The sequence below is a fragment of the Paenibacillus sp. DCT19 genome (genome assembly GCF_003268635.1).
Lineage (GTDB): Bacteria > Bacillota > Bacilli > Paenibacillales > Paenibacillaceae > Paenibacillus.
In genome coordinates, this window is the sequence record NZ_CP029639.1 from 1,002,616 (window position 1) to 1,023,387 (window position 20,772).

Below are 20,772 nucleotides of genomic sequence, written 5' to 3' on the forward strand. Positions count from 1 at the left end.
AGGAGTGATTGGGCATGGATCATCGTCAACTGGCAACGGATGTATTACGCAGTGTCGGAGGCAAGGAGAACATCAATAAAGTTACTCACTGTGTTACCCGTTTGAGATTTGAGTTGAAAAATAACAAAATCCCTAATGCTGAGGAAATCAAGAAAATGGATGGTGTGCTCACTGTCATTCAGCAAGGTGGGCAATATCAGGTTGTCATAGGAAATCAAGTTGTGCCTGTATTCAACGAGCTGTCATCCCTTCTAGGGGACCTAGGGGAGTCTAATTCGTCCGATGATGTACAGGGTGAGAAAAAGAATCTGTTCGACCGCTTCACATCGATGATCTCCGGTGTATTCATGCCAATTATGGGAGCGCTTGCAGCGAGCGGTATTATTAAAGGTTTGTTAGCGTGTCTGTCTGCGTTTGGTGTTTTAACTGCCACGGATGGAACCTATATTGTGTTAAACGCGATCGGAGATACACTGTTCTATTTCTTCCCCGTATTTTTAGGCGCCTCTGCAGCCAAGTACTTTGGTCTTAATCAATATATCGGTATGGTTATTGGCGGTTCAATGGTATACCCTTCATTGCTGAGTTTTGTAGGTTCCGAGCAGCAGTTGACCTTCCTTAGCCTTCCGATGAATATCATGAATTACACCTCATCCGTATTTCCAGCGATTGTAGCAGTCTGGTTCGCATCGCTGCTGAATCGCGTAATTGAAAAGCGTATAGCTCAAGGCTTCCGTTATTTCCTGGCTCCATTCATCGTGTTATTAATAACTGTTCCACTAACCTTATTTATCATTGGTCCTGTAATATCGTACCTCAGTAACGGGTTAGCGGACATTACTACAGCCATTTACAATTTTAATCCTGTTCTCGCTGGGCTTGTATTGGGTGGACCTTGGATTCTAATTGTTATGTTTGGATTACATTGGGCATTTATTCCGATCTTTATTAACAATATGGCAACCATCGGCTATGACTCCGTTATGGGCTTGCTGGCAGCCAATCAGTTTGCCATGGCAGGAGCGGCATTGGCTTTTGGACTGAGAGCCAAAGATAAACAAATGAGAACGTTAGGTATTTCTACGGGAGGAACTACTTTGCTAGGTGTGAGTGAGCCGGCGTTGTACGGGTGTTACTTCCACAGAAAAAACCGCTAGTTATGGCGATTATCGGTGGTAGTGTGGGTGGAGTCATCGGTGGAGCTTTCTTGTCCAAGGTATATGCCTTTGCTCCATCTGGCGTATTTGGTATTCCAGGTGCCGTCAACCCGCAAGGTGTTGATGCGGGGTTCTACGGTTACGTTTTGCAGATGGCGGTAGGTCTTGTTGTGGGCTTCATCTTAACGTATTTGTGGGGATATAAACCTCGGAATGTATCCACCAAGTCAGAGTCAGACACACATGGAGCAATAGCAGATGCGGAATCTGTAAAAGAAGTTCATGCAACACAGCATAGTTCAGCTTCAGTTCAGTCAGTAACGGCGTTGACAGTGCATAGCCCACTGTCTGGTCAGGTAGTTCCACTTGCCAATGTGGCTGATGAAGCTTTCGCAAGTGAAGCAATGGGCAAGGGAGTGGCAATTATTCCGTCCGCGGGAACCGTTGTCTCTCCGGTAGATGGCGTAGTAGCAACGATAACCAAGTCCAAACATGCAATTGCTGTCATTGGTAACGATGGGGTAGAGGTACTCATCCATGTCGGAATGGATACTGTCAAACTGAAGGGTGAAGGCTTTACTCTCCATGTGAAGGAAGGAGATCAGGTTCATGTTGGCGATGTGTTGATGGAGGTCGATTTAGTGCTGATCCAAAATAAAGGCTTTGATATCGTTACTCCAGTAATCATCACGAATTCTGGCAGCTATGCATCAGTGAGTGGATTCGAAGCGGAAACAATTACCACAGGGACACCAATAATCTTAATTAAACCATAGTTGATCTGGTAGGTCGGGTAACTTCACTGCGCCCGATTGCACTAAGGGATAGTATCTCCATCCTAACTTATGAAGTATCCCTCTATATAAATATTTCAATTTCTGAAGCACCGAAGCCCGCGACTACAGCGGGCTTTTTTACGTAGAAGAACAAAGGGGAAGCATAGTATTTCCATTCGTAAGACTCTTTTGATACAGTAGTTAAAGGTCTTCCTGAGGGAAGACACAAGCGCGAATTGGAGAGGGGAATTCTAATGAATGTAAAGTATAACGTTATTGAGCAGCAGGCTCTTACTTTTGCCGGGATCAAACGAACCTTCTCTTGCGTAGACGGTGAGAATCTTAGAGGCATTCCTCAAATGTGGCAAGAAGCTCTAGCTGAGGGGATTGAGGATCGACTGGGCGAGTTGAATAACGGGGTAATCCCTGGCTTGGTGGGTATCTGTGTAGATCAGAGGCAATTACATGACGGGCAAATGGAGTACTGGATTGCTACCTCTCATTCGGGTGAAGTTCCAGCAGGCATGTATGGAATAGAGCTTCCTGCGGTGAAATGGGTTGTATTTGAAGCAGAAGAACTTGCGCCAGAAGCGATACAGCGCTTGTGGACATATATTATCTCTGAATGGTTCCCTACAGGTTCTTATGAGCATGCAGGCATTCCGGAACTTGAAGTATACAGTGGTGACGGTGCTCCGCCCCAAGTGTGGATACCTGTAAAGTCGTAAGCGGGTTAATTTCTAGAAGGTTCAATCATTAGGAGGCGTATCATGTTATCAACTCGGGTAATGGAGTACTGTGAGGATCAAGGCTGGTGGCATGAAGATGTCCCGGCAGATTATGAAGAAGCGTTACGGAAACTGGGTATTGATTTGGAGTCCGATTTTGCGCAGTTTTATTTGCATGCTGAAGATGGGCCTACATTCTATAGTAGAAATCAGGAGCTTTATCAGATTTGCTGGTTTATGGTGAATACCGTTTATATGGAAGACATCACTGTAGCACAGCTCACGTTGGGGCTACCGGAAGCATATATTCCGCTGGATAGCTTCGAGGGTGAGGGAGGATTCTTTTATAATCGTGTGACGGGCGAAGTTATTTTGGTTGAGCTCGGCGAATCAATTGAGCGTTTCCTTCGGGGAGAGAGTACACCACAATGGTCGAATTTTAATGTTTTTCTAGAATGGTACTTCAAGCTCGATGAGGAACCTACGCAATGAAGGAAGGGTTATATTGAAGGAAAATGAAGTAAATCTGAGCGTAGAGCAAGTTACGACCTAGCCTGGTGACATACCCAAGTGTCATAGCCAAAATCATGCAAAAAAGACGAGCCGCGGCTCGCCTTATTTGTTTCACCCTCTTGTACAGCAGTGTAGCTTGGTGCTATGTAGCGTGCAGTGGGCAAGTGTTGTTTTTGCTCTAATCAGAGATATTGCGCGTATAGTATTCGATAATGTCTTTACGACGGATGATGCCAAGGAACACACGATCCACATCAACAACAGGTACGAAATTTTGATCCGCTGCCAATGTCAGCATATCCTCCATTTCGGCCTCGATGTATACGCATTCATTGTATACACGATTGTTAATCTCATGTACCTCAACCTGATCCATATTATCAAAAGTCAATCCAGGCGTACTTCGCATTTTCCATAACAAGTCACCTTCGGACAGGGTAGCAACATATTTTCCATCCTGATCAATTACGGGTATGGCAGTATAATGCTGCGCTTCAAGCTGCTCGATTGCATCCTTCATGGAAGCAGAAGACTTGATATAGGCCACTTCGGCTTTGGGGAGTAAAAAATAGCTGATTTCCATCATCGGGCTCCTTTGCAGTAATTTCACTCTCCTTATTTAAACATATTATGTGAGCATTCGGCTATTTTTAATGATAATTTCGTCAGATTTGTGCCATTGTTTAAATGAGTTTGGAAATCTATAGTATATTGTAGAGGTGATATGACATGAAAAAGAAACATAAAATTTTGTACGGACTACTCCCGATCTTGTTTGCGGGTGGAGTCGGAATGTACTTATATATGCAAAACGGTAAGGCTGAAGAAGCGAAGCCAGAGACCACTGTAGCCCAGTACATAGATCATCTGCAGAAAAAGGAATTCGATCAGCTATATACGATGATGACACCTGCTTCACTGGATGAATCTGGACTGAGCAGAGAACAGTTTGTGGAAAAGTATAATGCAATCTACTCTGGCATGGAGGTATCCGAGGTAAAGGCGGAAGTGAAACTGCGGGTCACCGAAACGACATCGGATTCCAACGAATCGGAATCCGGAACAAGTGAAAAAGCAAGCGCCGAGGGAACGAACCCTGACATCTACGAGGTGGACTATAGTCTGCAATTGACAACCTTGCTTGGCGACTTGAACGAAACTCAGTCGTTGAAACTTGTCAGACAAGAGCTTGAGGATGGCACTAAAGTCTGGCGGATTGATTGGCAGCCGTCGATGATTCTCAAAGATATGGTTAAAGGCAGTAAGGTGAGAGTGCGGACACTATTTCCGGAACGTGGCAGCATCGTAGATCATGAAGGAATGCCTCTTGCTACAAAAGGGTCGGTCAATGAATGGGGCATTGTGCCAGGAGAGCTGGGCGACAACCCAGATGCAATACTTGCCCAGATTGCTCAGCATTACAACGTGTCTGTAGACGCCATTAATAAGCTATTAGACCAGAAGTGGGTGAAGCCAGAATATTTTGTTCCGATTGCTACGACCGATGAATCCAGCGTGCCTGACGGGCTAAATGGCGTGAAGCTGCAATCCAAAACCATTCGATACTACCCGCTGGGTGAAGCGGCTGCTCATCTGGTTGGTTATGTGCGTAAAGTGACAAAAGAGGATCTGGATAAAGATACCGAAGGTTATTACCGGGCAGAGGACTGGATTGGTAAAGCTGGCCTGGAGCAATCCATGGAGAAACAACTTCGCGGCGAGCGAGGTGGCTTGATTGAGATAACGGATGAACTAGGAAATGTACGATCTGAGTTAATTCGTAAAGATGCCGTCGATGGACAAGATGTACAGTTGACCATTGATGCGCAAACACAGCGAAAATTGTATCAGACCCTTTCCAGCGGTGGAGACGCCGGAGCCATGGTGCTGATGAATCCGACAGATGGCCATCTACTTGCTATGGCTAGTGCGCCAGCCTACGATCCAAATAAAATGGTTACAGGTCTTACGCAGGCGGAGTGGGATGCGTATTCCGCAGATGAAGGGTTACCTTTTATCAATCGATTCACGAATCGTTATGCACCAGGATCAACGTTCAAAGCAATAACGGCAGCAGCAGGACTTATGGAGAACGTAACTACTGCGGATAAGGAACATGATATCCCTGGTTTACAATGGCGTAAGGATGAGAGCTGGGGCGGTTATTATGTGAAACGTGTGAAGAGTGTATCACCGGTGAATATGGTCGATGCCTTGGTCTATTCAGACAATATCTATTTTGCCCAAGAAGCCATTGAGATGGGAAGTGCCAAATTCATCGAAGGTATTCAAAAGTTTGGATTCGGTGATAACTTCGGATTGGACGAATTGTATTTGAAGCCAAGCCAGTATGCAAATGAGGCGCATCTGGATCTTGCATCAGAGGTGCTTCTCGCCGATACGTCCTACGGTCAAGGAGAGATGTTGATGTCTCCGATCCATCTGGCGACTTCGTTTACACCCTTTATTAATGAAGGGAAAATGGTGAAGCCAGTACTGATTATAGGCAAAGAAACATCTGAACCCGAGGTGATTATCACACCTGATGTTGCAGCTACGGTGAAGGATGCACTCGGTCAAGTCGTTACCCGTTCAGGTGGAACGGCTCATTCCCTTAATCCGCTACCAGGAGAACTGGCCGCCAAGACGGGAACCGCAGAATTGAAAGCGAAGAAAGGAGAGAAAGGACAGGAGAACGGATTCGTCGTGGTGTTTGATACCGAGTCCCCGTCCTTCCTCATCTCTGCTGTCATCGAACAAGTGAACGGCCGGGGCGGAAGTCATTATGTCGTGGATAAGCTAGAGCCGTTTCTGGAGAAATTGAACGTACCGGCATCATGATAATATATAACAGCCCACCAGACCTGAATTGCATTGCCAAAGGTCTGGTGGGCTGTTTCTTTGTTATTTTTTAGCTAGACTATAGAGCTTTATTTACGTGCTGTTATCATGAAACGTGCGGCGTTTGTCCGAATTCCCTGATCACACTGATATTGCTGAATAAAACGCTGGAACGTCTGCACATCTGTAGCCCGTTCTCCGAAACCAGGAATAATCGGCGCATGGGTTAACAGGAAGAGCAGATCTTCTGGACGAGAATAATACTCGGTCGCATTATATTCCTTGAGTTGAACATCACGGAATCCAGCTTCACGTAGCTCGTTCACATATCTCTCCGCTAATGGGCTTGTTGGCAAATCTTCGGTTGCCTTGAAGCCGAAGGTTTCTTTGATGTTATATTTATCATTTTCCCGAACCTGCTGGGTCAGAAACATACCTCCATCAGCGAGTACACGATATGCTTCTGATGCGCAGAAGGGAGCATGTCTGCAAGAAATGATATTGAAAAATTGATCCGGGAATTGAAGTTGCTCGGCATTCATCTGCACAAATCGGACGTTGGAGTGGCCTGACTTGAGAAGATTACGCTGGGCAGTCTCCATCATGCCGTGGGAAAGATCGATCCCAACAAGTAATGACGCAGACGCTGCATGAGCGAGTAGAGATTCTCCGCCACCTGTGCCAATGTCGAGTAAGAGATCAGAGGGACGTATGTGGCGTATAACTTCAGTATACAGGTTCCATAGGACACCTTCGGATACAACCTGAATGGAACTAAAATCCCAACCGTTGATCGCCCCGATCTGTTCATAAAAAGCATCATATTGTATGGTTTGTTTCATTCGTATTCCTCCAAATTTGAGTTGATACAACAAGTGGTAATGTTATTCACGTTCGATACAGTAACCTGCTGAGTTAGGTCAAGAAGACAGACGTATCCCTGCATAGCTGTTACGCGTTTTGACCCAGCCCGATAACTAATTACTTCGAACGAATTGGAATAACATGCTTGTCACCTCACCATTTGGAATATAACCAGTATAATCATTTGACAGCCTATATGCGAAATGTTATTTTGAGTTGGAATCTAATTCAACAGATCGAGGTGATCGATGGTGGCTGTAAGCGCAAATCAGATTTTTGTTAACCTACCCGTCAAAGATTTGAAGAAATCAGTGGAGTTTTTCACCAAGATCGGTTTTGAATTTAATGCTAATTTTACGGATGAATCAACCACCTGTATGATCATTGGGGACAACATTTATGCTATGCTGCTGGTGGAAGAGCGTTTTCTATCGTTCATTCCTAAGAAAATCTCTAATGCTGCCGAGACGGCCGAAGTTATCGTTGCGCTATCCGTAGATAGCCGTGAACAGGTCGATCAGATTGTACAAGCTGCTCTGGATGCAGGCGGCAAGCACTACAACGATCCGCAGGATCATGGCTTCATGTATGGCTGGAGTTTTCAAGATCTGGACGATCACTTGTGGGAAATAACTTATATGGATATGAGTGCATTCCCTGCTGGAGAATAATTGAACATTAAGCATATAAACAATAAAGTGTATACATTAAATGAGATAACCTTCCTATGCCATAGGAAGGTTATTTTTTTGAGAAATCTATCGTACATACAGCATTCACACAGCCCCTCGAATATGGACATGAATAACATAGAGCATGCATGACCACAACGATGTACAGGGAGATGGATATGAACCGTTCCAATGTGAAAAGTTACCGTTATCGTGTCGGGAAGAATCAGTACATTGTCATTCAGATTCACCAAACTGCCAAAGGTTACGCGGAGTCTGGGAATGTGCTTGCGAGTAATGCTGTTAATGTTCAGATTATAAAAGAGAAGAAGAAGGGAAGCAGATCCTCGCGTAAACGCTAGTCTGGTCAACGAATCAACCAATCAATGAATCAATGAATGCGAAGTGTCCACCATGCTTCTGTTTCTACAAAAGAGAACGATTAAGACTGGGAGGTAGATCGGTGTGGCTAAGAAAAAACAAGCTAAACACGTAAACCGGGTAGAGGTAGACAAAAGTCGTTTGAAGTTTCATGCGACACAATCTGCGAAAGCTTCGGTGGGTCAGGGTGGTAATGCCTTCGCCATCAATGCCAATGAACTCGGGAATATTAGGGTACGTGCGGGACAACAATAATCGGTATTAAGCCAAATAAATAGAAGCTAAGAAGGTGCCGGATGGCACCTTCTTTGTTGTATATTAGACTGCCATTAACGCTGGAGAAGAGAGAAGTCACGTGAAGAGGCGAACCGGGTATGTCATTTTTGTCACGAAAACAACCGGGATAGGATATTGCTTATTAAACATTCATCCGTTAAAATATAGAACGAATGTTCAGTATGCAAGCAGTATGTAAGAAACGGAGTGAAAGAATGAACAAAAAGCAACTTCAAACAGAGCAGACGAAGAAGAAACTAGCGGATGCCTCTAGAGCTCTTTTTGTGCAAAAAGGCTATAAGGCAACATCCATTGAAGATATCGTGGCGGCAACGGGAAGCAGCAAGGGCAATATATATTACCATTTCAAAAGTAAAGAAGGTCTCTTTCTATATTTGATCGATGAATGGGATCGGGAATGGGAAGAAAATTGGACAGCCAAGGAGCATCTCTATCGCACCTCTACCGAGAAAATTTACGGTCTGGCGGAACAGCTTGTCCTGGATGAGATGAATCACCCACTGACCAAGGCAGCCGATGAATTCTTCACCAAGGAGAAGAAAGAGAACGATATCGAAGAACGCATCACGGTGATGTTTGAGCGGCATATTCAATTTAACAGACAACTGGTACAAGAGGGGATCGATAACGGAGAGTTCAAGGCCGACAACGTAGATCACCTCGCGCTTATATTGGAAAGTACCATTATCGGACTAAGTCACATGTCGCGCAGTATGGAGCCAGAACAGGCTCTTGCCTTATATCGTCACGCTGCAAGTGTATTCTTGCACGGCATTGCAAAAGATAAGGATTGAACATAGGGTTGCCACTTGAACGGAATATATGAGCAGGCAACATTTTGACAACTACGGAGGATGCAATCATGGCTTTGTTAACGCGCAATAGGGGCGCATTACTACTATTAATGGTTAATATTTTTCTCGTCTTTACAGGTATAGGTCTTGTTGTGCCCATTATGCCTGCGTATATGGAGCTACTGCACATTACCGGATTCACGGTAGGGCTGCTGGTAGCGGCATTTTCCTTCACACAGTTTCTGTTCTCCCCGGTGGCGGGTCGTTGGTCTGATGCCCTGGGGCGCAAAAGAATTATCGTCGTCGGCATGTTAATCTTCGCTGTATCCGAATTTTTGTTTGGTGCGGTTAATGCACCGGTACTGCTCTTCGCCGCGCGTATGCTTGGCGGCATTGGTGCAGCGTTGATCTTCCCTGCAGTTATGGCCTACACCGCAGATATAACAACAGAGGAAGAACGCGGTCGAGGAATGGGATTAATCAATGCCGCGATCTCAACCGGGTTCATCATTGGGCCTGGTATCGGTGGCTATCTGGCTGAATTCGGTATTCGGATTCCGTTCTACGCTGCAGGTGTTGCTGGTTTGTTAGCAGCACTCATCACACTGGCCATTTTGCCAGAGTCGACGCGTAGTCCCGCAACGAGTAAACCTGATGTGGGAGCACCTAAAGTTAAGGTCAAAACACAGAGCTTGGCATCTCAATTGCTACGATCATATCAGGCGCCTTACTTTTTCAGTTTGATTATCGTATTCGTGATGGCATTTGGACTTGCAAACTATGAGACGGTATTTTCGTTATTTGTATATCAAAAATTCGGATTTACAACACAGGATATTGCGTTCATCATTACGTTTGGTTCCATTGCAGGGGCTGTAGTACAGGTGGCTCTCATCGGCTGGTTACTGAACCGGTTTGGGGAGAAAATGGTCATTTCGGTCTGTCTGTTCTTTGTAGCGTTGTTTGTCATGCTGACCTTATTCGTGCACACGTATTGGCTGATTCTGGTCGTTACCTTTATTGTGTTCCTCGGAATGGATATCTTGCGCCCGGCAATCAGTACACAAATGTCCAAACTAGCGCAGGAGCAGCAAGGCTTTGTGGCGGGATTGAATTCAGCGTATACAAGTCTAGGCAATATTGCAGGGCCGATCGTTGCAGGGGCATTATTTGATGTAAATATTAATTACCCGTACGTTTCTGCTTCCATTGTGCTGGGAATCTGTTTCCTATTATCCATGTGGGTGCTTAGAGGAGGCAAACAGGCTAGACAACTGAAAGCCGAAATGTAACGATTAACGATATTTGAAGTGATATTTTGTTATAATAATAGATGCTGGAAGTGAATAATTGGGCTGGGTTACGATGAACGTTATCTAGAATGGTCATTTTTAAGCATATACAGGATTATTGGAGTGATACGATGAGTAAATCTAAAGGTGGCGGAACAGGCCGCGGTACAGGCAAAAAAGGCTGGAATCGCTGGCAAGCGAGTGCCAATCGTGCCAAAAGTGCACCGAAACCCTATAAGAGTAAGGGTACGAAGAAAAAGGATGATAACGAAACCTCAGATGACAAGTCCCAGTGAGTGGGGACTGGCAAAGCGTGAGGTGTTCATGATGAAGAGATCTGACCTAAAGACAGGGGCAGATCTCTTTTTTTACTTAAGTGCCACTTTATTATTCCATCCAAATTGCCGATATAAATGGTAAAATAAACCTCTAACTTGCAGAGAGCATTATTCTCATTATTTTATCAAAGGAGTCTATATCATTGGCTAAGCATGTTACCAAAGGCATTGTATGTACTACTATACTGAGTTTGTCCGCGATGGCTACCCTTACTGGATGCAGTGAACCTTCTACACCGTCCTATGTATCTGAGCCCACCATCAACTCGGAGTCCATCGTTTCCTCAAAAGATGCTGTGGAAAAGCTCGTAACGTTCTATCCTCAGCAGAAAGAACTATCAGTCAGCCTCCCTTCCGAATGGGAAGTTGTTACGGAGGAGATCAGCCCGTCCCTTTTAAAATTAGCTACAAAGGATCAAACGAAATCACTTCGAATTGACCGTGTGAACCGTGAAGACTATATTCCAGACATGTCATTGACGGATTATATGGTTCGGCATCAGGAAAACATAAATGCAGCACAAGAGTCAGTAGACACAAGTGATGAGGTGATTAGAACAAGTCAGCTGATAATTGATCAAAAAGAAGCCTATGTAAAAGAAGGACGCACGAAATATGGCAAACATCAATTCGGATACATCACAGCATTTCTAGAGACGGATCAGCATTTCTATATCATTACATATACGAAGATGTACCAATTTACGGCAGTAGATCAGGAGTTTTTTGAACAACAAGTGGCTAAGCATCTCCGTATTTTGAATGACCAGCCAACGGACTATAGCACATCTTCGACAGAATTGGTTGCCCATCAAGGAAAATACGCACAGTTCCAGATTAGCACACCTTCCAACTGGCAGGTTCATGAATTTGATCTATCGGAATCAGCGCTGGATATATCTTTGGCAGAGAATAATGAGCAGTTGTCGATATACCTTGCATCCAAGGATGAGTTCAGTTCAGATCTAACATTAGAGGATTACGGGCGATATGTCGCTGAAGTCTACGCGGATGGTAAGGATACTCCAATACCAGAGATGATACCTGTTGAGATCAACGGTCTGAAAGGAATACAGCTGGAAGGACACTACGTGGATAATAAGCGCCAAACCGCTGAGTTACGCACCATTTTGGAGTCACCAAAGCATTTTGTAGAGATTATATTCTACACCACAGAGAGCAGATTTGATCGGGTGAAAAAAGACTATGAAATGTACACGAGTACGTATGTGGAGCCTGAAAAGTAACATTCACGAACGACGTGAACTTGAACTTGTGTCAGCACAGTTCACTGAAATAGCTCAAACTATAATATTACAGCGGTTCTTTGGATACGGTACGTCGTATCTAGGGGATCGCTGTTTTGTGTATGACATACCAACATGTATTTTGCTTTAACAGTTAAGTCATCATTTTGTATCTTTGGATGTACAGTTATGACATCATATCTGCATGTTATGACTATATAACGTAAGTATTTTAGCGGGATGCTACACTCAATTTACATACAAGGCATGAAGTGATTGGGAGGTAGTATTAATGCAAACCGTATTCGCCGGAGAGAATATTCAGTTCAGTTATAACAAGAAGAAACCTGTATTAAAGCAACTGTCAATATCGGTGGGGGATCGTCAAATTTATGGATTGCTTGGCCCCAACGGTGCGGGAAAATCCACGTTAACCAGAGTGATGTTGGGACTAGATAAGCCCCAAAGTGGGAAAATTCAGTGGTTTAATGAATATCTCAATGCAAGTACAAACAAACGTGTAGGATACGTTCCACAGGATCTAGCGTTGATCTATGATTTATCTGCCTATGAGAATGTGTTGTTTTTCGGTAAGTTGTATGGATTAAAGGGAGAACGTTTGAAAAACCAAGTTCGCTTCGCGCTTGAATTCGTGGGACTGTGGGAAGAACGCAAACAGAAACCTAAAAAGTTCTCCGGCGGTATGAAAAGAAGGCTTAACATCGCATGTGGTATTGTCCACAACCCGGATGTCATTATACTTGATGAACCAACGGTTGGTGTTGATCCGCAATCCCGTAATCGCATCTTGGATGCCATTACAGAGCTGAATCAGCTCGGAACCACGGTTATCTATATCTCGCACTATATGGAAGAGGTTGAGAAGATCTGCTCTCATGTCGGTATTATGGATGACGGACAATTGTTATGCCAAGGCAAGTTACATGACGTTATTCAGGAGTATACCGATCAGGCGATCATTCGATTGGAGCTACAGCAGAAAAGTACAGCGTATGCCAAGCAGCTTGAAGATTATGTTGTACTACTGTCAGATGGCAATCGTGTAGAGCTTGGTGTTCCCAAAAATGATATAAACACGTTAAGTCAGATCAGAGAATCTTTTGGGGAAGACATGAAGAGCTTTCAATATATAACGCCGAATCTAGAGCAAGTTTTTTTTCAATTAACCAGAAAGAACTTGAGGGATTAGAGCGATGTGGACGATATTTGCTACCAGTATGAAGCGCAAGCTTCAGAACCCTGTCGTGTTTGTAAATTATATTCTGCTGCCCCTGTTGTTAATTCTGATTCTGGGCAACGCATTGTCAGGGGTATTCCAGTCAGAGGATCAGGAATCGAAGCATTCTCTGATCCCACAGATCTCTACTGTTGTTGTGAATGAAGATGATGGTGAAGTCGGCAAAAATGTAGTTGCTTTCTTGAGTAGTTCTGCCAATGAAGAGATGTTCGACATCCAGATACAGACGAGTAGTGAGACAGCTATGAAAATGCTCGAGTCTGGTCAAGTGGAACAATTTATCTATCTGCCTAGTGATCTAACGCTGGACTATGAAGCACATCAGATTGGTAATATCACTGTATATGGGAAAGACAATCATATTGAAAAAGTAAATATAACCGATTTGGCGTTATCTGCCTACGGGGATGGATATTTGGCGATGGAAATCGCAAGTGCAAGCAATCAGAACATCGTTTACTCTCATCAGTACAGCAATATGTTAACTGCATCTGGAGAAACAGATCGGGCATCTGCCTCATCAAGTGGCTCCAGTATTACAGCAATGAGTTATTACGGTGTAACCATGCTTGTTCTAATCCTGGTATATGGTCTGGCTAACACGATGAACTTTGTACAGGAAGAATACAGTGAAGCGTTGGGGATCGTTATCTGGTTACTCCAATCTCCAAGACAGCGTTAATTATGGGGCAATTTCTGACAGGTGTGACGATATCCATCATGCAAGGAGTAGTCATCGTCGTATGTGCCAAATTGTTTTTCGATGTTAGCTATGGAGATAGCATTATGTTTGTGTTGTTCATTATCCTTGCAGGTGCCATCTTCTTCAATGCGTTGGGATTGCTGCTCGGTGTGATTGCCCGTCGAATCAAGCAAGTGGATGGTCTAGTCACCATATTGATTCCAGTGATGACGTTTGTGGGTGGTGGATTCGTTAAACTGGATATGGGAGAGCTGAGTTCAATAAGTATCAATGAAGTGTTCCAACGTCCTATGTTTGATTATATTCAGCAAGGTGTCATAGATCTGATGCCTGTATTCACAGCGCTTATTACCGCAATGGGATTTCTCCTCATTTCGGTGTACTCCCTGACTAGAAAGGTGGTTCGATAAGGTGCGGGTATTCGAACTATATCTCAAGCGGATTTTCAAACGAAAGCTTACGTTTATCCTGATTTTATTTTTGCCCGTTGTATTTACGTACTCGGTCGTTGCGCAGTATGAGGAAGCGACGAAGGTTACACTTACAATGTATATAGAGGATACAACGGTGAATTCATATGTATCAGACATGCTGAAGAAGCAAAATGTCACCATTACACAGGCCTCATCCGCAGATGATGCCATTCATCATCGTACTAATCTGGGTATCGTGTTTACGCCAACAATTGCGGATATCACTGCTGATCCGGACACACTGAATGTGAGTAGCTATGTGAATGAACAAAGCGTAAATTCGAATTCATTGCAGGTTAAGCTGAACAGTGTATTTTCTGTATTGAAAACACTCGCCAAAAATGCGACAAGCGAACAATCATTAACCACAGGTATGAAAGAAGCCGCTGCAGCGAACGCTCCAATTCTAGTGGAACAGAAGATACTAGGGAATCCTAATGCAGTTGTCTTGACGAGTTCCTTCAATATGATTGTGTTTATTATTATGTTTCTTACGATGACGAACACACTATTATTCCTAGGTGATAAAGTGCATACCACAACCCAACGTCTATTACTGGCTGCGGGTAGCAAATTAAGTTACTATCTACAGACGGTTAGTGTGTTTGCGGTGATTGGTGTGGGACAATTTATACTTATGGTTGCCTTGATGACAGGCGTTTTTCAAATAAATCTTTCCCTATCTGTGTGGGAACTTCTGTTACTCGTGCTAGCCTATGGACTATTAAACATGATTGCAGCAGGACTTGGGTTGCTACTCATAAGTCGTACATCCAAAATGTCTACGGGACGGCTGCTTATTACTGTTGTATCGCTACCTCTGGCGATGCTGGGAGGTACCTTATGGCCAAGTTCAATTATGCCTGAAGGGATGCAGAAGCTGGCACGATTTCTGCCAACCCAGTGGATCACTGAACTGAACAATGATATGTTCAGTGGTTTTACAGGTAATAGTAGTATGGTTGCCGTGCATATCATCAGTTTGTTCGTCTGCGCTGCGATAATTTTCTTATTGCTGACAAGAGTGAGGACAGAAGATATATAATAGATTCGAATTCTCTTAAAGAGGTTGTTCAAAAAGTTCGCTTTTGATTACGAAGGATGCCTGATGGCATCTCAGCGTCAAATATGGGATTCAGCCGAAATAAGTGGATGCTTACGAAGTTTGTTTCCTTCAGAAACAATGTAGTTGCTCACGTAGTTCTGCCTACGCTCCGCTACTCCATTTCTAGCTTCATCCCATCTTCTCGGTACTGAAAACCGTCCTTTTTGAACACGCACTTAAATAGGCTATCTTATCGAATTCTCAGTTAAAGACTGATGAAGGTAGGATAGTCTGTTTCATTGATAAATGTTATATTGTTCCATATAGAGGTTGTTCAAAAAGTCCGCTTTTGATTACGAAGGGTGCGCGAGCGGCATCTCAGCGTCGAATATGGGATTCAGCCGAAATGTCCGTTGCTCACGTAGTTTTGCCTACGCTCCGCTACTCCATTTCTATCTTCACCCCATCTTCTCGGTACTGAAAACCGCCCTTTTTGAACACGCACATATAGGGGTTATCATATATAGAAATTTAGTATAACGTTGAGAGAAGGATTTTGATCATGTTATTGTTTTTGGCCGCCATTATACAGATGGCAACATTTAGCCTGTCCATCCCGATCATGTTGAAGCATCAACTTAGCAAGAAATCGATTGCTTTTATCGTCGTTGGCTCAATCATCATCGGGTACTCACTGTTTGGAGTGATGGGCTCAGCAAGTAGTTTTGTCGTCTTATTCTTCTTGGTCATCAGTTTATATTTTAAGCTGAGAAAGATTCTTCTCAGTATTTTATTTCCAACGATAACGCTGATTTTCATGGTCATCAGTGATTATATGTGCGGGATAATCAATATTAATGTGTTGGGTGGTTCGAGTGCATCCATTCATAATAATATGTTCTATACGGTCATCTATGTAACAGGCATCATGATCATCACATTTCTAATGAGCGCACTTGTCAGAGTACTGCTTACGAAGCTGAAGAACCACGATGCATTTTTTAGAAGATATGGTCTATTTCTTACGATTCTGACCTTCTTCACCGTTGTCATTTTCTACATTAATATATGGATCGGCCAAAGCCAAGGTTTCTCCGATGATAACATTCAAGCGAATAGCATTTTGTTTCTGTTTTATTTTGCCCTACTTATTGGTGTATTTGTGATATTAAGCCGAACGATTATGAAGGAAGCAGCGATGCAGAACCAGCGGGAACAGTACGAGCAATTAACGGAGTACACAGAGAATCTGGAACATTTATACACCGATATGCAGAAATTTAGGCACGATTATATTAATATTCTTCTTAGCATGTCTGAATATATTCGTCATAAAGACATGGATCAGTTACAGACGTATTTTGATGAGAAAATTATGCCGATCAGTCAAGGAATGCGGTCTAATACATACAAACTGGGAGCCTTACATCATCTAAAAGTACAAGAACTAAAAGGCATTATCTCTGCGAAGATGATTAAGGCACAAGAGCTTAACATCGATGCCATCATTGAGGTTGCCGAGCCAATCGAACGTATCCATATGGATGCCGTACCATTATGCCGCTGTGTAGGAATTCTACTGGATAATGCTATCGAAGAAGCGATTCATTGTGAGGTGCCAAGTGTGCATATGGCGATGATTCGCCAAGAACTTGGTATATTAATTGTGGTCAGCAACAGTTGCCGCGAAGAGACACCTGAGTTGTACAAATTGTTTGAGAAGGGTTTTTCAACCAAAGGTAGTAATCGTGGTCTAGGGCTTAGCAATCTAAGAGAAATTGTGTCGCAATACAAGCATGTTATATTGGATACCCATCGTAAAGAAGGAACGTTTATTCAGCTATTGGAAGTATTCGATTCTTCGGTGGGAGGAACTGAGGGCATGGTAGGTTAGGGTTTGGATAAGGAGAGCAGCCAATGGAAGTTTTACTAGGGATTATCGTTCAAGTCTTGTTTCTTATCTTATTTCTGTCTTTCATGTCGGTTCGAACGATGAATATACGTTTTTGTAGTTTACTTCTTGTGGGCGGGACTACGATCGGAATGATGTTGTTTCCTTGGATTGGGGCATCCGCCATATTCGGTGTCGTAATCTATTTCTATGCATGTTTACATTGGAAAACAAAAGAGATGTTGTGGAGTATCATTTTCCCTGTTATTTCTGTACTCGTATCAGTAGTAGGTGAGTATCTGTTTGGTCTCCTCAAAATAAACATGTTTCATCATTCAATGAATGCTAACACTTCGAGTTTAATGATAACCATTGTAAATTTAATAGGTAGTGGATTGTTATCCATGGCTATGCTACTTACCGGGCTTCACTTCGTTAAACGATTTAGAGGCAAACTGATCTTGAAGAGGTACAGTGTATTATTTAGCGTAGTCTGTATCTTTACCTTAATCATTTTCTACATCAATATATGGATTGGAGAGCGGCAAGGCTTCTCGGATGATAACATCCAAGCAAATAGTATTTTGTTTCTGTTTTATTTTGCCCTACTGATTGGAGTGTTTGTAATATTGTCGCGAACGATCAGGAAGGAAGCGGCTATGCAGAACCAGCGGGAGCAGTACGAGCAATTAACAGAATACACAGAGAATCTGGAACATTTATATACCGATATGCAGAAGTTTAGGCACGATTATATTAATATTCTTCTTAGTATGTCTGAATACATTCGTCATAAGGATATGGATCAGTTACAGGCCTATTTTGAACACAAAATTATGCCAATCAGTCAAGGGATGCAGTCCAATACATATAAACTGGGAGCCTTACATCATCTAAAAGTACAAGAACTAAAAGGCATTATCTCTGCTAAGATGATTAAGGCACAGGAGCTTAACATCGATGCCATCATTGAGGTTGCCGAGCCGATCGAACGTATCCATATGGATGCCGTACCATTATGCCGTTGTGTAGGAATTCTACTGGATAATGCCATCGAAGAGGCGATTCATTGTGAGGTGCCAACTGTGCATATGGCGTTGATTCGCCAAGAACTTGGGACATTAATTGTGGTGAGCAACAGTTGCCGCGAAGAGACACCTGAGTTGTACAAGCTGTTTGAGAAGGGTTTTTCAACCAAAGGTAGTGATCGTGGTCTAGGGCTTAGCAATCTAAGAGAGATGGTTGCACAATATAAAGGGGTAGTGCTGGATACCCAGCGTAGAGAGAGCACGTTTATTCAGCTCTTGGAAGTGTTCGAGAATTAAAGCACAGAGGAGATGTGGCATATGTTAGAGATTTTTATCTGTGAGGACGATGAGGAGCAACGTAAACGTCTAACCAAATATGTGTCCGATTACATCATGATAGAGAATCTGGACATGAAGGTTGTGATCTCTACTGCACACTCCAAAGACATTATTAATCATTTACAGCAGAATGATACAACCGGTTTATATTTTCTAGATGTTGATCTACAGGAAGAAAAAAGTGGAATAGCGCTGGGCGCGGAGATTCGCCAATATGATACGCAAGGTGCGATCGTATTCATAACCACACATCCAGAATTAACGTATCTGACATTTACATATAAAGTGGAAGCGATGGACTATATCACAAAGGATCAGTTTACCGACATTCAGAAACGGGTTATTGACTGCATTGATACGGCGTATCATCGCTACATGCAAAACAAGCATAATCATCGGAAATTGTTTCAAACCAAGATGGGAGATAAAGTGATCAGCATTGAGTACAATGACATTCTATTTTTTGAAACCTCCTCCCAACTTCATAAAATCATCCTGCATGCCCACAATCGTCAGGTTGAATTCTATGGGAAGTTAAAGGCGTTACCTGAGATGGACAATCGCTTCTATCGCTGCCACAATTCTTATGTGGTTAACAAAGATAATATCGCTGAAATTGACATTACTAAGCGGGAAATCCGAATGGTTAATGGACAAATCTGCTATGCCTCCAGTCGGTTTCTAAAAGGGCTGAAGGATATTGTCCCAAAATAAGCATATAACATAACCACACAATATGAAGCAAACAGAATAACCTTCTTACGATTACCTAAGTCAGGTCATACGATAAGAAGGTTATTTTAGTTTAAAATTTAGAGAACAGTAATCTATTACTGTTCCTCGCGGTAGCTCTCCGTCGATTCTAGGTATGTTTGCTTAGATTCCATAAAAAGATTTTCTGTAGCCGAGAAACTAATGATCGCAAAGTGATCTGGATAATCAAGGATGGTGTACATGTAGATGTGGTTGACGTTGTCCATCGTAGAAAGTATCTCAAACTGGAAGCCTGGTCTTCCATCAATTTCGACAGCCACTTTATCGGTTTAGTGACATCATCCGAGAACTCAGTCTGGCGTTCGATGTAGTCATCAACGTACTCTTCGAGTGTTGTACCTGGATCGGACCAAGATTTGGGACTTTGCAGACTTATGAAATATTCCTCACCGCTTAAGGAGGTTGCTTCCAGTTTGGCATCAATAATTATTCTAAAATCACTTTCCCAATCTGAAGGGATACGAATGGAGGTCTTCCCGTCCTCTGATTTAATAACTTTGGTAGAACCAGAAGTCGATTCGGTTTCAACAACAGCAGGCTGATCGTTCAGGATTCGCATGGATTGGGCAAGCTGGGTGAAGAATTTCCGATCGGTATCATTCAATTCACGCTGGCGGGTGAAGTTAAGATGATAGAAGTGATTCTCCTTCTCCAGCGAGGCACTGATGATGTAACTTGTCCCTGTAGGCAACGTCATTTTTCCTTCAGTAAGGTAGGCTTCTTCTGAATCAATTGTCATACTTCCCGTTCGTTTCGATTCATATGTACTGCCTCAGCGAAAGAGAACTCATCTTCCCATTTGTCTATAAGATCCTCAAGAGATGCTTCCGCTGTATCTTCTCGGCTTACTCGTTCAATCATGATCGCGCTCTCGCCGTCTTTATCCATGGCAGCCAATAAATTTGGTGTTCCTAATTGTGGAAAAGTATTCCAATCAATTGGGACAGTGATTTCGACTTCATTCTGAGCAGAAGATAGAACATGATTCTGTTCTTCGGTCTGTGTTTCTGTTTCCGTAGCTACAGGTGCTGGGCTGGAGGTGCTGGCTTGGGTAGCACAACCAGTAAGCGTAAGGGTTAGGGCAGCGGCGATCGTTATCGTTCGTGGAAGTGAAAGCGTTGTTTTCATGAATTGGTGAATATTGTTCAGCAATCTAATTCTCTCCTTAGAGCATGATGATATGTAGTCATATGTGGGCTCGTGTAGTCTTATAACTGAATAAAATAGTATAATAATAGTAAGAGGGTTATTTTACCATTTATTAAATCATTTGAATATATAACTTTAGACTTAAAGTTCCAAAAGTGGGGATAAGGTCTTTCATCCGATGAATGTTTAGCTTTGTTACGTGAATACGCATAA

At 43.1% G+C, this 20,772-nt stretch carries 23 protein-coding genes; 19 read left to right on the plus strand and 4 right to left on the minus strand.

Going from position 1 to position 20,772, the window contains the following annotated elements; translation table 11 throughout:
* The first annotated feature begins 14 nt into the window (after positions 1-14).
* From DMB88_RS30540 to DMB88_RS04435, 4 genes are all read left to right on the plus strand, one after another.
* On the plus strand, positions 15-1,157 hold the full coding sequence (locus DMB88_RS30540) for a PTS transporter subunit EIIC (RefSeq protein ID WP_217363768.1): 1,143 nt from the start codon (positions 15-17) through the stop codon (positions 1,155-1,157).
* Complete coding sequence (locus DMB88_RS30545) at positions 1,130-1,933, plus strand: PTS sugar transporter subunit IIA (RefSeq protein ID WP_217363769.1); 804 nt, start codon at positions 1,130-1,132, stop codon at positions 1,931-1,933. Before DMB88_RS30540 ends, DMB88_RS30545 begins: the two co-directional genes overlap by 28 nt.
* A gap of 254 nt (positions 1,934-2,187) precedes the next feature.
* Positions 2,188-2,661, plus strand: a complete 474-nt coding sequence (locus tag DMB88_RS04430; protein ID WP_128100363.1) for a GyrI-like domain-containing protein — start codon at positions 2,188-2,190, stop codon at positions 2,659-2,661.
* 42 nt (positions 2,662-2,703) lie between these two features.
* Positions 2,704-3,153, plus strand: a complete 450-nt coding sequence (locus DMB88_RS04435; RefSeq protein WP_128100364.1) for a hypothetical protein — start codon at positions 2,704-2,706, stop codon at positions 3,151-3,153.
* Positions 3,154-3,352: 199 nt separating this feature from the next.
* Here DMB88_RS04435 and DMB88_RS04440 read toward each other — a convergent pair whose 3' ends face one another.
* Entirely contained in the window at positions 3,353-3,757 is a 405-nt protein-coding gene (locus tag DMB88_RS04440; protein ID WP_056692743.1) for a CBS domain-containing protein, read from the minus strand.
* Between the two features lie 146 nt (positions 3,758-3,903).
* Here DMB88_RS04440 and DMB88_RS04445 point away from each other — a divergent pair, with 146 nt between their 5' ends.
* Positions 3,904-6,015: a penicillin-binding protein PBP4(5) gene (locus DMB88_RS04445; RefSeq protein WP_128100365.1), complete on the plus strand. Its 2,112-nt coding sequence runs from the start codon at positions 3,904-3,906 to the stop codon at positions 6,013-6,015.
* Positions 6,016-6,104: 89 nt separating this feature from the next.
* Here the strand turns inward: DMB88_RS04445 and DMB88_RS04450 are convergent, their stop codons facing one another.
* Positions 6,105-6,857, minus strand: a complete 753-nt coding sequence (locus DMB88_RS04450; RefSeq protein WP_128100366.1) for a class I SAM-dependent methyltransferase — start codon at positions 6,855-6,857, stop codon at positions 6,105-6,107.
* A gap of 273 nt (positions 6,858-7,130) precedes the next feature.
* Here DMB88_RS04450 and DMB88_RS04455 point away from each other — a divergent pair, with 273 nt between their 5' ends.
* The 14 genes from DMB88_RS04455 (at position 7,131) to DMB88_RS04515 (ending at position 19,350) form a co-directional block, all read left to right on the plus strand.
* Positions 7,131-7,550, plus strand: a complete 420-nt coding sequence (locus DMB88_RS04455) for a VOC family protein (protein WP_128104307.1) — start codon at positions 7,131-7,133, stop codon at positions 7,548-7,550.
* Positions 7,551-7,729: 179 nt separating this feature from the next.
* On the plus strand, positions 7,730-7,912 hold the full coding sequence (locus DMB88_RS04460) for a hypothetical protein (protein WP_128100367.1): 183 nt from the start codon (positions 7,730-7,732) through the stop codon (positions 7,910-7,912).
* A gap of 103 nt (positions 7,913-8,015) precedes the next feature.
* Complete coding sequence (locus tag DMB88_RS30135; RefSeq protein WP_164848566.1) at positions 8,016-8,186, plus strand: hypothetical protein; 171 nt, start codon at positions 8,016-8,018, stop codon at positions 8,184-8,186.
* 236 nt (positions 8,187-8,422) lie between these two features.
* Positions 8,423-9,022 (plus strand): TetR/AcrR family transcriptional regulator, encoded by a 600-nt coding sequence (locus tag DMB88_RS04465; RefSeq protein WP_128100368.1) that lies wholly within the window; start codon positions 8,423-8,425, stop codon positions 9,020-9,022.
* A gap of 68 nt (positions 9,023-9,090) precedes the next feature.
* A complete protein-coding gene (locus DMB88_RS04470; protein WP_128100369.1) occupies positions 9,091-10,314 on the plus strand; it encodes an MFS transporter in 1,224 nt (407 codons plus the stop codon).
* Between the two features lie 131 nt (positions 10,315-10,445).
* The gene (locus DMB88_RS04475) at positions 10,446-10,610 is read left to right on the plus strand and encodes a DUF3934 family protein (RefSeq protein ID WP_082560289.1); all 165 of its coding nucleotides are present in this window, start codon (positions 10,446-10,448) and stop codon (positions 10,608-10,610) included.
* Positions 10,611-10,795: 185 nt separating this feature from the next.
* Positions 10,796-11,899, plus strand: coding sequence for a PsbP-related protein (locus DMB88_RS04480; protein WP_128100370.1), 1,104 nt, complete (start codon positions 10,796-10,798; stop codon positions 11,897-11,899).
* A 292-nt stretch (positions 11,900-12,191) separates the two neighbouring features.
* Complete coding sequence (locus tag DMB88_RS04485; RefSeq protein ID WP_128100371.1) at positions 12,192-13,109, plus strand: ABC transporter ATP-binding protein; 918 nt, start codon at positions 12,192-12,194, stop codon at positions 13,107-13,109.
* 4 nt (positions 13,110-13,113) lie between these two features.
* On the plus strand, positions 13,114-13,839 hold the full coding sequence (locus DMB88_RS04490; protein ID WP_128100372.1) for an ABC transporter permease: 726 nt from the start codon (positions 13,114-13,116) through the stop codon (positions 13,837-13,839).
* Between the two features lie 2 nt (positions 13,840-13,841).
* Positions 13,842-14,270, plus strand: a complete 429-nt coding sequence (locus DMB88_RS04495) for an ABC transporter permease (protein ID WP_128100373.1) — start codon at positions 13,842-13,844, stop codon at positions 14,268-14,270.
* A 1-nt stretch (position 14,271) separates the two neighbouring features.
* Positions 14,272-15,378: an ABC transporter permease gene (locus DMB88_RS04500; protein ID WP_128100374.1), complete on the plus strand. Its 1,107-nt coding sequence runs from the start codon at positions 14,272-14,274 to the stop codon at positions 15,376-15,378.
* A 562-nt stretch (positions 15,379-15,940) separates the two neighbouring features.
* Positions 15,941-17,272, plus strand: coding sequence for a sensor histidine kinase (locus DMB88_RS04505; RefSeq protein WP_254438449.1), 1,332 nt, complete (start codon positions 15,941-15,943; stop codon positions 17,270-17,272).
* Between the two features lie 23 nt (positions 17,273-17,295).
* The gene (locus tag DMB88_RS04510) at positions 17,296-18,594 is read left to right on the plus strand and encodes a sensor histidine kinase (RefSeq protein WP_254438450.1); all 1,299 of its coding nucleotides are present in this window, start codon (positions 17,296-17,298) and stop codon (positions 18,592-18,594) included.
* A 21-nt stretch (positions 18,595-18,615) separates the two neighbouring features.
* A complete protein-coding gene (locus tag DMB88_RS04515) occupies positions 18,616-19,350 on the plus strand; it encodes a LytR/AlgR family response regulator transcription factor (protein WP_128100375.1) in 735 nt (244 codons plus the stop codon).
* Between the two features lie 148 nt (positions 19,351-19,498).
* On the opposite strand, the gene DMB88_RS04520 is transcribed toward DMB88_RS04515, so the two are convergent.
* Both DMB88_RS04520 and DMB88_RS04525 read right to left on the minus strand, forming a co-directional pair.
* Positions 19,499-20,149, minus strand: coding sequence for a hypothetical protein (locus tag DMB88_RS04520; RefSeq protein ID WP_128100376.1), 651 nt, complete (start codon positions 20,147-20,149; stop codon positions 19,499-19,501).
* Positions 20,146-20,562, minus strand: a complete 417-nt coding sequence (locus DMB88_RS04525) for a hypothetical protein (protein ID WP_128100377.1) — start codon at positions 20,560-20,562, stop codon at positions 20,146-20,148. Before DMB88_RS04525 ends, DMB88_RS04520 begins: the two co-directional genes overlap by 4 nt.
* Positions 20,563-20,772 lie beyond the last annotated feature (210 nt).

What these genes read in the sequence shown, in the direction of transcription:
- DMB88_RS04440 (WP_056692743.1), bottom strand. Translation starts at nt 3,757, where the DNA reads ATGGAAATCAGCTATTTTTTACTCCCCAAAGCCGAAGTGGCCTATATC.
- DMB88_RS04430 (WP_128100363.1), top strand. Translation starts at nt 2,188, where the DNA reads ATGAATGTAAAGTATAACGTTATTGAGCAGCAGGCTCTTACTTTTGCC.
- DMB88_RS04445 (WP_128100365.1), top strand. Translation starts at nt 3,904, where the DNA reads ATGAAAAAGAAACATAAAATTTTGTACGGACTACTCCCGATCTTGTTT.
- DMB88_RS04435 (WP_128100364.1), top strand. Translation starts at nt 2,704, where the DNA reads ATGTTATCAACTCGGGTAATGGAGTACTGTGAGGATCAAGGCTGGTGG.
- DMB88_RS04510 (WP_254438450.1), top strand. Translation starts at nt 17,296, where the DNA reads ATGGAAGTTTTACTAGGGATTATCGTTCAAGTCTTGTTTCTTATCTTA.
- DMB88_RS04505 (WP_254438449.1), top strand. Translation starts at nt 15,941, where the DNA reads ATGTTATTGTTTTTGGCCGCCATTATACAGATGGCAACATTTAGCCTG.
- DMB88_RS04470 (WP_128100369.1), top strand. Translation starts at nt 9,091, where the DNA reads ATGGCTTTGTTAACGCGCAATAGGGGCGCATTACTACTATTAATGGTT.
- DMB88_RS04495 (WP_128100373.1), top strand. Translation starts at nt 13,842, where the DNA reads ATGGGGCAATTTCTGACAGGTGTGACGATATCCATCATGCAAGGAGTA.
- DMB88_RS04520 (WP_128100376.1), bottom strand. Translation starts at nt 20,149, where the DNA reads ATGACAATTGATTCAGAAGAAGCCTACCTTACTGAAGGAAAAATGACG.
- DMB88_RS04490 (WP_128100372.1), top strand. Translation starts at nt 13,114, where the DNA reads ATGTGGACGATATTTGCTACCAGTATGAAGCGCAAGCTTCAGAACCCT.
- DMB88_RS30540 (WP_217363768.1), top strand. Translation starts at nt 15, where the DNA reads ATGGATCATCGTCAACTGGCAACGGATGTATTACGCAGTGTCGGAGGC.
- DMB88_RS04460 (WP_128100367.1), top strand. Translation starts at nt 7,730, where the DNA reads ATGAACCGTTCCAATGTGAAAAGTTACCGTTATCGTGTCGGGAAGAAT.
- DMB88_RS04515 (WP_128100375.1), top strand. Translation starts at nt 18,616, where the DNA reads ATGTTAGAGATTTTTATCTGTGAGGACGATGAGGAGCAACGTAAACGT.
- DMB88_RS04475 (WP_082560289.1), top strand. Translation starts at nt 10,446, where the DNA reads ATGAGTAAATCTAAAGGTGGCGGAACAGGCCGCGGTACAGGCAAAAAA.
- DMB88_RS04485 (WP_128100371.1), top strand. Translation starts at nt 12,192, where the DNA reads ATGCAAACCGTATTCGCCGGAGAGAATATTCAGTTCAGTTATAACAAG.
- DMB88_RS04450 (WP_128100366.1), bottom strand. Translation starts at nt 6,857, where the DNA reads ATGAAACAAACCATACAATATGATGCTTTTTATGAACAGATCGGGGCG.
- DMB88_RS04465 (WP_128100368.1), top strand. Translation starts at nt 8,423, where the DNA reads ATGAACAAAAAGCAACTTCAAACAGAGCAGACGAAGAAGAAACTAGCG.